Source organism: Rhodococcus sp. NFXS4 (assembly GCF_058139645.1).
Window position 1 is genome coordinate 1,040,989 of the sequence record NZ_CP192221.1, and the last position, 9,980, is coordinate 1,050,968.

The window sequence follows — 9,980 nt, forward strand, 5'->3', positions numbered from 1 at the left end:
ACACGCTACCTCGGACTAGCTGCCACCCGCCCCCGCCCTCAACTGCTGCCGCGGCGTGTGCGACGAGAAATTCCACGTTGAACACTCGGCTACCCGAGAGGTGTGCCATTCACGATATTGCGCTGGACCGCCGGCAACTCTCGCAAGATCGCGAAGTCAGGTACCACCACTGGACGCTCGTCGGATTCATGTGCCAAGCCGAGCGCTGATGCGGCATAACCTTGATCCAGTAGGCTTGGAAACGCACCTACCACGAACTTAGACCCAGCTCTGGAAACAGACAACGGCCGTTCGGCCGATCCGTCAGCGTTCGCCATCCAACCGTCGAGCTCAAAAAACCTTCTGAGAGGCGCGAGCAATTCCCGCCTCCTCTCCGACTCGAACAGGTCCGGGAGAGTCCCGGCGATCGCGTAGTCGAACAGGCCCAACGCGAGGTGTCGATCTAAGCGGCTGTGAATGAATCGATTACGATAGTGCCGTAAGCAGCGGGTGCATGACTGCTCGCAATTGGCCGGGCAGTCTGCGAGCAGTTTACGCACTTGCTGTATTACCCCGTCGATCTCGCGCCCTGCGTCAGCCGAATATCCCGCACCGCCCGCCGCAGTGTCATAGAGGAAGATCTCGGCGACGCCGGTGCCGGCCACATCAGCAACACGATGCGAGAAACCCGCGCTGATTTCGCTATGGTCGACGTCCAAATGTATCGTTGCACCGAGTGCGAACGCCTCCGCGAGGGTGAGCAGTGCGTCGTTCACCCACGGATGGGTCGGCGCAAGGTCCAGTGGAAACGCGCTATTGATTTGAAGTAAGAGCGTATCGGTTCTGAATTGATGTGAGAGAAAAATGCGTTTTTGAATGCGGCCACTACATGAAGAGCGCGCACTCCTTGGTGTAAGGAATGGCACCTTATGAGACCCGTCCGCGGGTATCGTCTCGTTCGGCCACGCCGCGCCGCATCGTTCACATACGCCGAAGCCTTCGTTGTCATCGCCACGGTTGACAACAATCAATTCGACGTCACGATGGAAGCATGAGCGCAGATTGAGCCCGGAACTATCACTCCACTGCAACCTCGAGCGGTCCACAAACTCAGGCATCTGCGCATTCCCAGCCGCCGTATAAATTTGTGTCTCATTGCTTTCATTGACATGTTGAGCGCCTTCTGGGTAGAAGCCGGCCGGTGAAAGGAGACTTCGTGCGATGAGTTGTCCGCTGCAAACTGGGCACGGCTCCAACTGGCCCTCCGAGGGGCGAGCGTCTTCCAGTCGTACGTACGGGCACCGGCAACATCCGATGTGTTGTCCGAGAGGGTGTTCGAAGTAAGGGACTGCAGGACTCCAGCGATTTTGTCGGTCAACTGGAGCGAAATAGATTCCACCACTCCGATAGGTTCGTTTGTTCACAACGATCGTTCTCCCGGGCGCGTATTCACTCAAAGCTTGCAGTTTCGCCAATTGGGGGCGCTCTTTGGTGACTATTCGATCCCGTTCGTTACGATCCTCTATATAGAACGAACACACGTCAGTCGGGAAAGCGTACTTCGGAAGCAGGCCTGCATCGAACAGGGCGTCGAGCAGCGTTATGGGCTGCATGCCCTCCTGCAAAGAAACGACCTGCGATTGGCCGATCCTGTTTATTGACCCCAAAAAATCACGCGCGGTCTCGACGACGTACGCGGCGAGTCCCGCTTCTCGGCCGACGCCTAGGAGATTGTTCGGGAGCCACGAGACGGTTTTCAGGGTCCCAGCGGCTCCTGCAGAGCCATACTGGCGTTGTGTCCAAGTTTCGAACGCCTTATAGGATAACTCGGAATCAGACTGATTGAAAAAATCGTTAGCTGTCCCCAACGCCGCCATGACATTACCGGCCTCGATTCCGGGGTGTCCGGGGTCGATGTTGCCGTGGAAGAATGTCTGAAGGATATATGAATGAATATGGCGCCGACCGAGTTTTTGATTATCATCCTTTACACGGAGAGCTGACACGGGTCCACTGATCATCCAATGTGGGTGCTGAAAGTAGTAGCTGTCGTGGGGCGCACCGTCCGAATACGTGAGAACGGTCGATACTGCGCTACCCCGGCGGCCTGCACGGCCAGCTCGTTGTTGGTAATTCTCGCGCATAGGCGGCATGGTCCTCATCGCGACCGCGGTGAGGGAGCCGATGTCGATGCCCACTTCCATCGTCGTTGTACAGCTCAAAACATCGACGACAGGGGTTCCGTCACCTAGATCAACGTTTTGGAACCTGAGCTCGAACTTCTCGGTCGTAGCGAAAGCAATAGTATCGTCGCGTTGCGATAGCTGGGCTGTATGCTCTTCTGCATTGATATGCATGGGGGTACGGCCCGCAAGAACGTCAGTCAATGGTACGCGTAAGTGATTCTTCGGTGCCCATGCTGAGGCATGTCCTGGCAGACATTCCTTGAGGTTTACCGAGTTGCACCTGTAGTTGACGCACTTCCCGAGAAGCCCCATCGGGAAAATAGATCCGCAGTCACCGCAGCGGATCCATGGATCGGCTAGGGCGAGCTTTATTTGGAATCGATTAGGGTCGAGCGTGTCCGCGAAAGCGTTGTCCGTCTCGGTCGGTTGCGTGAGCACAGTGAAAAGTTGCTCACGCAGTTGCAGACTTTGCTGTCCAGATCGGAGGTCGATCTCGTCGAAGAACTTCTTGAAGGCGTCCACGCTCCTTACTTCCTGATAGTACGGGAGGGCTTGACGGCGGAGAGCGTTCGGAAGACGTGGATCGAACGCACCGCGGTCCAGCATTTGACCTACCCAAGCTGAGACGATCTCGTCGACCTGCGAGCTGTCCAGCGTCATTTTGGCCCTATTTAGTTGTTTCAAAAGCAATTTTCGAGCACTCGGAGCCGGCCTGAGCTGTACTGCCTTCGCCGCAATGAGCGATTTTGTAGGGTGGCACAGTTGACGGAACAGCGCGAGCCGGAACGACAAAGGATCGATTGGCCGCCATTCGAACTCGAAGGCGTCTTCGAGATCCCCAGAGTAAGCGTCCTCGAATTCGATTCGATCTTTGCTCAATCGAATCTGGTCCTCACTATCGAAGAACGTGAGGTTTTCTCGATTGCAGACACCAACGAAGCCCGCATAAAGCTCTGTAAGCGTCGGCCAGCGGTTAAGCACGGCCCCGAGATCACGCACGGCGAGGACTAAAGCCTCGCGCATCGTGGAATCCTCAACGTCTCTAGGGAGGTCTCGTGCTAAGCGTGCAGCCTTCTGGCGGCCGTCGGAGAACACCAAAACCTTACGTCCGCCGTTTGCGAGCTGTGTACTCCGAACGTAAGCGGCTGGCTGAGTTGCAAATTGTTGGCGAATGAGATCAGCGAACGCAGATTCGCCAGTGGTCGCCAGGCTGGTCAGAGTCGAGTAATTCAACCGGTCGGCAGATTCGAGGCAGCGAACACACTGCGTAAATTGTTCGGCCGCGCCTTTGGTCGGTTTTGCGCGAAATACTAAACGTGTTCCTGGCGTCGCCTGCTTCTCTATACGGCCCGTGGCTTTGTCGAGACCGATCGGCTTCACACGGCGTCTTGCCATTTCGTGCGGGTCTCCGAGGTAGAGCTTCACCTCTCTCAACGGTTTGCCTCCCCCAAGTCTCCCGCCGGGTTCGTGCCACAAGAAATCTTCTGCCGACTCGTAACCACGTATATAGAGGGCACCGCATGTCTTGTGTGAGAGGATCTCGTAGACCCGGCTTCCGCAGTCGCACTGGACGCGAGGCGCAGCGTAAAGCTTTCCAAGAAGGGCGTCGGCTGGTCGCTGTGCAACCTCAGGGCAATGCTCGTCGATGCATCCGAACATCGTTGGGGCGGCTCGATACATCATGTGGACGCGGGAGGGCAACACCGGCTGATGTGCACGCCCTGGCTGATCTCGGCGGGCAAACGCGCCGAGAGTGAGGAGCCCGTCGATAGCTTCTTGCTGCAGTGCGGGTTCAGAAGCCCCGAAGATTGTGGTTGCGAGCTCGCGGAGTTCGGTCGCGTTTCCCGAGCATTGGGCGATGACCATGTTCGCCGGCCCATAATCTGCCAAAGTCCGTCCGAGCGCCTGCCTCGCGGCCTGGAGGGTACCGTCGCCGTCGATGTCGACACGCACGGCAAAGTCGCCTAGAGCGAGTTTCACCTGGTTCGCAGTTTCGGCGAGCGACAAGGCGGATCCGTCCACTGTTGCAAGGATCTGAGCATCCCGAGGTGAGGCTGTACTCATGCCCGCTACCGATTCAACGGTACCGCGGATGACGGCATAGTTTCTCTTGGTGGTTTCGCCCGTCAACGCGTGTGCAAACTTGATAGCGCTGGCGTCACCGCCGTTCGCTTGCAGGCTAGCGCTTGTGAGGACACATCTGATCCGGTCTCGAGTTACGCCGAGGCGGGCGCCGAGGCGGCGAATCAACAACCCGACTTCGGCGCCGGTCGCTCCGCGGTACATGTGCGCCTCGTCGAGTACGAGAAGCAGTTCATTCCGCTGGTCAGAGTCGAGCCATGCCTTAGTTTGGTCAAATAGTGAGCGCTCGATGGGGCGAAGCAGCATGTATTCCAGCATCGAATAGTTGGTTATGAGTATATCCGGTGCCGTCTGCTGCATTTCGTGACGGGTGAACAATTCTCTATCGTTCACGCCCGTCGTGTATTGATTCAGCCCAGGTCGTGAGAATGCTACCATGTCTTTGGACGGCCACCGTCCTCGTTCTTTCAGCTCCTGCACTAGTTTACTGCCGGAGCGGTCGAGTTCGGAATAATAGCGAACTAATTCTGACAACCGGCCCTTGTCGCGGTCGCTGGTACGCGTGTTCGGATACGGAGTTCGGCCGGTGTACATACCAAAGTACGGATGGCGTCCGCCGCGAGTGCGAAAATACTGCGCAACGCGTTCATCACCGAGAAGCCTCCGGAGACGCGATGTCTGGTCGCTTACCAGCGCATTCAGTGGGTAAAGGAGTATCGCCCGTACTGCGTGTTGTTCGATGCCTCCACGTTCTGCTTCGCTCGCAAGCATGCCAAGAATCGAATACAAGAAGGTTTCGGTTTTTCCCGACCCAGTGCCTGTGGCCACCACAAGGTCAGAAGGCGAAACGGGGTCGAAGAAGCGCTCCAAAGCATCCGTCTGATGCAGGTATGGCGGGTAAATTCCGACACCGGGCGATAGCTTACGCAAATCCGTGAGGACGCTTTTAACCGGTGCTGGAATATTCAGGTCGTTGAATTCTGGTCCGTACTCGTAAGAGGGCGTGATTTCAACGTGTGGAGTTTGAGCAATGACGCCGGGAAGCTCCAGCAGGGCTTTGCGGCGGGCGGAGAGATCCTCGTTGTCGATCGGCGAGTTGGTTTCGATGGATCGTTGAAAGCTTGCTTGAATCTGGCGCGCGATTTGGGTCGCGCCAACGTCACCCTCGGCCATGTTTCACGTCCTCACTGATTCGAACACCCAAGTGGTCTAGCGTTCGTCGTATCTGTATCCGGTGCGACGTCGCATCGAATTTGTACTCGAATGATTTAGCAGGTAGGCGATTCCCCAACGCGGTTAAAGCGCGCATCTCTGGCGCAGGTAGTGAACTGTACAAGGTTATCTCTGTATCGCCTCTCGGACTCTCGGTCCAAGATACCCGTGTTGGATTGCCGGCAGATAGATCGAGTCCGTACATGAGTCTACGGGCGTCCTCGCGCTCAATTTCACCGGTATGCGTGACGATTCCGTCCACAACGTGCGCAATTCCATAGATGCGCCAGTGGTTCAATACTGTATGCCGGTAGAGGTATGTCCCGTTCAAACCACGGCGCGAAGGCATCCATCGAACAGCTTGAATAGATCCGGGTCGAGCGGTTTCCGGTGAGTAGAATTCGGGATCACTCAATGGTCCGTCTGAGACTCTGACCGTCTTGATGAATTCCTCTGTCCACGTCTTTAGATCGCAATCGGGCCGCCTAGCCCACGCCCAGAGCCCGACTCGTGGAAGCTGTACACGTATTAGTGGCGACGCGTTCATAATGCGTCGACTGGAACCCGTACATGTGACCGACCGCCGATCATCCAACTCGAGGAGCCGTAAAGGTATCCCACTGACAAGTAGGTCTGGCTCCCCGGTGTCCGGCTGTACAACAACACCTGGGACGCTGACCCAGTACCCGTTCCCGAGTTCGGCCAAGTCGCCCAGATCTGCCAGAACGTCGAGTTGGTGCCGTAAAACAGCGCGTCGGTCGTTTTGAGAAGTGGGGGGAGCCGCTGTGAAGAGCGATTTATCCACCCCGACCGCGCGGTCCAGAAGCGTCCGGATGTATACGGGTGTTCGAGCGTTCGTTGACGCCCAAGCGACAGCTCGAAGCATCTCGTACTGGCGTCCAAGGACGTCGAACTGCTCCTCGAGTCCCAGGCTCTTCGATACCTGGTCCCTGGCTACCTTCTCGTCCACTATGTGGATGGATAGCTCCGTGCGATTCATCCGAGTCGCATTCTCAATTTCTTGGTCAACCCTGGGTAGGCCGACGACAAGTCCTCGTTCATCGTCAGGTTCTTTCCCAAGTTGCTCGCGAACTCATCATACTCACTGTCGGTGAGCGATGTCGCCGCCGCCGGTAGCAGCAGGCAGAGTGCGACGGAGCGAAGCACTTGATCTTCGGTTTGCGATTCACCGAGGGCGGCGGCAAAACGATCGGCTGCCACGATGATGTCGTCTGTAATTGGCCAGTCCGACTCGACGTTACTGAGCAAATCTCGCGCGATTTGTGCAGTCGGACGTTCGAAGTGTGGAGGATGTATCCGTGAGAACTCACGGTGCAACGGCCACTGTGTAAGCGTAGGTGTGTCGATGGCAACGGCGAACCCCCAAAGATCTGGACTGATACGGGCAGACGTGACCCCAGTCGCGATAGTCCCGGCCAACCTGAGATTTTGACTGTGGTCGTATAATTCAGAATCGTTTGTGTTCGCCCGATTCTGTAGCCACGGGACAAGGTAGGACTCGGAGGGCGCCTGATTGATGCCCTCGAGCAGCACGACGATCTCTCCTGATAGCGCTTCCTGCGACGCGTTCGACAGCAAATTGTGATTACTGCGTAAGGTCCCTGGTCTTCCGGAGTGCAGGCCGAGTATGTCGCTTGGGTGCAAGAAATCGTGGGCGATGGGTAGTCGAACTAGTCTGCCGCTATAGGCGATGTCGGCGACCGCGTTGATCGAACCTGGCCCGCCGTTTCCTAGCGTGACCGGCATGAGGCCTGCGCGGAACGCGCCAATGATTCGTTGCAGAGCGATTCGTTGCACGCCGTACAGTGCCGCCGACGCGCGGATCCTAGCTCTGGTCGGTTCGGTGCCTTGAACAACATTTTGCGACACTGGGTTGACCCGAACATCGACATGCGTTGCCGGCTCGACCCGACCAGCTTGTGACGGCGATGGGGAGGTGAGAGCCTGTCCGATGATGGACGAGGCCAATCTTTCGCGGCTGCCGTCGATGATTTCTTGTACAGCAACCGCTACATCCGCTCGAATCTCTTGGTTTCGGACGTCGGCGGCCGTGCGGAGTGCTTCTAATTCGAGCTTTCTCGATGAAATCTGAGCATGCAGCGCTTCCAGGGTTCCCTGAGCTGTTGTCTGCTGGCTTCTGAGGTCGTCCAGCAGCTGGAGTTCCGCCGTGGTCTTCTGAGCAATCTTGGCGAGCTCGCCCCGTTCGGCGTTGGATCGGCCGTCCTCGATTGCCTGATCCATGCGTTCGACGACCTCGGGTAGCCCACCCAATCTCGTCGCGATCTCATGTGCGAGGCGCTGGACGGTGGCGGCATCGTCGCATACCGCTAGGGTCCGCTCGACGCGCTGGTTGTTGAGGTCGCCGTCGCTCTCCGCACGCTGAGCCAGCCAGTCGGCCAATCTGTGAAGTGTGGCGTTAGTTGTCTGCGCGTCTGCTTCTTCGACGCCGAGGTCCGAGAGTGTCGAAACTGTGAAGTCTGCGACCGACTTGACTATTTCGTCGTCTGATCTGCTGTCGTGATGACCGACGACGGGGAGGCTTCTGATTTTTGTGCCTACCAGCTGGTCATCGATTGAAGTCGTCATCATCTGGGCCGCGTCTCGTAACTCCAGCTTCGCTGGCACCCTAGCCTGAAGCTTTCGTCGGTTTACCCTGAAGGGGCCTAACAGAATGTTGCGTTCAGTCTTTACATAAATGTCAGTTGTGCCGGCCGCCCAGCGGGGGACAGGTAGTTCGTCGAGTTTCTCGAGGACGTTCGGTATGCGGCCAGGAAACTCGTGTGACAGCACCACGTCAGCAGGGCGAACGGCGCTCAACCTGAATATCTTTCCGTTTTTCCCGGTATGGTCGGGTGAACTAACCAGCTCTGCAACTACGAAGCAGTTGTTCTCGATGTCTAGTTCATTCGGAGCCTTGAGTGGTGAGCTGGCCTTGAATTCGTCCTGATCGATTGGCTCCCAAGCTCCGTTCACAAGAACGAAGAGCGGTTCGACGCGCTTGCTGGCGCGGGTCTTGACCACGAGCTTACCGAGTACGACTGTTCCTTCTGCGGTCGTCATTCTTACATTCTCCATTGCCATTCTAGTTCTGGTTTGACGCGACCACTGCGATGTTGTTCATCGGCGTTTTTCAGCACCCTATAGGTTGAGCTCCATGCATGACGTCTATCGAGTTTCCAAGATGCGGAGGCTGCGTTCTTATCCGAAGATTCTGAGCCTGTCGAATGGCTCGCCGGCTCAATCGGCGACGTGTCGGTGTCATCCTGCATTAAGTAGTCGCTCGAGTTGTTTTCAAGGGGATTTGTGCATTCAACTTCGACCACCCCAAAACTACCGGCCGAAATTTGCAGTGATGCAGTGTCCGGCCTGATATTTCGAAGCCACTGTTTCAATCCGTTGGCATCGACGCGTGCGATTCTGTACGCGGGTCGGTCTTTATGGCGAACAAGTGCGGAAAATCGGAGTGGCAAATTGCCGACGACCCTGAGGCTCACGTTATGAATTACATCGACTTCGACAACTGAATATGGTTGACAGACCGTCGAGTTAATTCGGATTGACCACTGATTCTCGAACGCTTCCGCGTCGAAAAACTCGGGTTTGCGTTCGACGTTGAACAAGTCGCCCGTCCGGGTCCGGATCCGCACGGCCTCGGAACCCCCGGAGATTTGAGCAAGGTGACCAGGGGGATCGAGACGCAGGGCTGCGAAAGTCCCGTCGGACTCGGCGACGAGAGCCCTCGCGGTCGAGGACGGAGCAATTATCAGGCCGTCGTCTTGTCGAATGACATGCACGTTATCCTGTCGATAGCTGACCGGTGGAGTGATCACAACAGTCGGATCACGCGCATCAGTCGCGATCGTCCCCATTTTAGTCAACCAGGCAGTTTCTTGTGCAGTTCCTTTGTAGGCCATCGTGAACTCCCACGCCGTGAACCCATGTTCGCTGTTCAAGCGCCGTGGTTTGAGCGACTGCGGTGGTTTGACCGAATTCGGCGAGACGAGCACTGCCATACTGCCTAGAAAGAGAGGACGCTCGGCCGTGCACATCTGATAGTCGCCCCCGCGGTCCCGGCCGAAAACGGCGCCTACGGGCGGAACCTGTTGTACAGGCCGATTCCAACGGTTCGTATCCGGGGGCCACGTACCGTGCGTATAGACGCGGTGCACTTGATTGGCAGGGTCCACCTTGACCGTCGTCGTGCCAGAACCGGGCCAGAGACAAAGCGCGTTTACTCGCGATTGTTGTCCGTCTTGGTGCAGTAGCGCGACTTCAAGGGTCTGGAGCTCCGCAAGCGAAATGGTCGCAATTTCTTTCTCGCCAAATTCCGGTAACTTGACGTAAAGGTTCCAACTCATTCCCGAGACCGCTAATCGGAGTTCCAGACGCCTGTCACGCAACCCGCCCCACGAAGACCCACCGAGCCCTGGGTGATAGTCGGGACATCCAGGAGATGCGTCATTGTGTCGAAAGTAAGCAGCGTTGATCTCACCCCGAGCG

The 9,980-nt window shown here is 56.9% G+C and carries 4 protein-coding genes; all 4 read right to left on the reverse strand.

Annotated features, from left to right (window positions below):
* Positions 1-89 precede the first annotated feature (89 nt).
* Genes J4E04_RS04850 through J4E04_RS04865 form a run of 4 tightly spaced genes read right to left on the reverse strand, consistent with a single transcriptional unit; the run spans position 90 to position 9,838 of the window.
* Positions 90-5,420 carry a DEAD/DEAH box helicase gene (locus J4E04_RS04850; RefSeq protein WP_490150016.1) on the reverse strand — a complete coding sequence of 1,777 codons (5,331 nt, stop codon included), beginning with the start codon at positions 5,418-5,420 and terminating at the stop codon, positions 90-92.
* Positions 5,407-6,459: a hypothetical protein gene (locus J4E04_RS04855; RefSeq protein WP_490150017.1), complete on the reverse strand. Its 1,053-nt coding sequence runs from the start codon at positions 6,457-6,459 to the stop codon at positions 5,407-5,409. The genes J4E04_RS04850 and J4E04_RS04855 overlap by 14 nt, the downstream gene beginning before the upstream one ends.
* A complete protein-coding gene (locus tag J4E04_RS04860) occupies positions 6,456-8,540 on the reverse strand; it encodes a coiled-coil domain-containing protein (RefSeq protein WP_490150018.1) in 2,085 nt (694 codons plus the stop codon). The genes J4E04_RS04855 and J4E04_RS04860 overlap by 4 nt, the downstream gene beginning before the upstream one ends.
* A gap of 2 nt (positions 8,541-8,542) precedes the next feature.
* On the reverse strand, positions 8,543-9,838 hold the full coding sequence (locus J4E04_RS04865; RefSeq protein WP_490150019.1) for a hypothetical protein: 1,296 nt from the start codon (positions 9,836-9,838) through the stop codon (positions 8,543-8,545).
* Positions 9,839-9,980 lie beyond the last annotated feature (142 nt).

What these genes read in the sequence shown, in the direction of transcription:
- J4E04_RS04850 (WP_490150016.1), bottom strand. Translation starts at nt 5,420, where the DNA reads ATGGCCGAGGGTGACGTTGGCGCGACCCAAATCGCGCGCCAGATTCAA.
- J4E04_RS04855 (WP_490150017.1), bottom strand. Translation starts at nt 6,459, where the DNA reads ATGAATCGCACGGAGCTATCCATCCACATAGTGGACGAGAAGGTAGCC.
- J4E04_RS04860 (WP_490150018.1), bottom strand. Translation starts at nt 8,540, where the DNA reads ATGACGACCGCAGAAGGAACAGTCGTACTCGGTAAGCTCGTGGTCAAG.
- J4E04_RS04865 (WP_490150019.1), bottom strand. Translation starts at nt 9,838, where the DNA reads ATGAGTTGGAACCTTTACGTCAAGTTACCGGAATTTGGCGAGAAAGAA.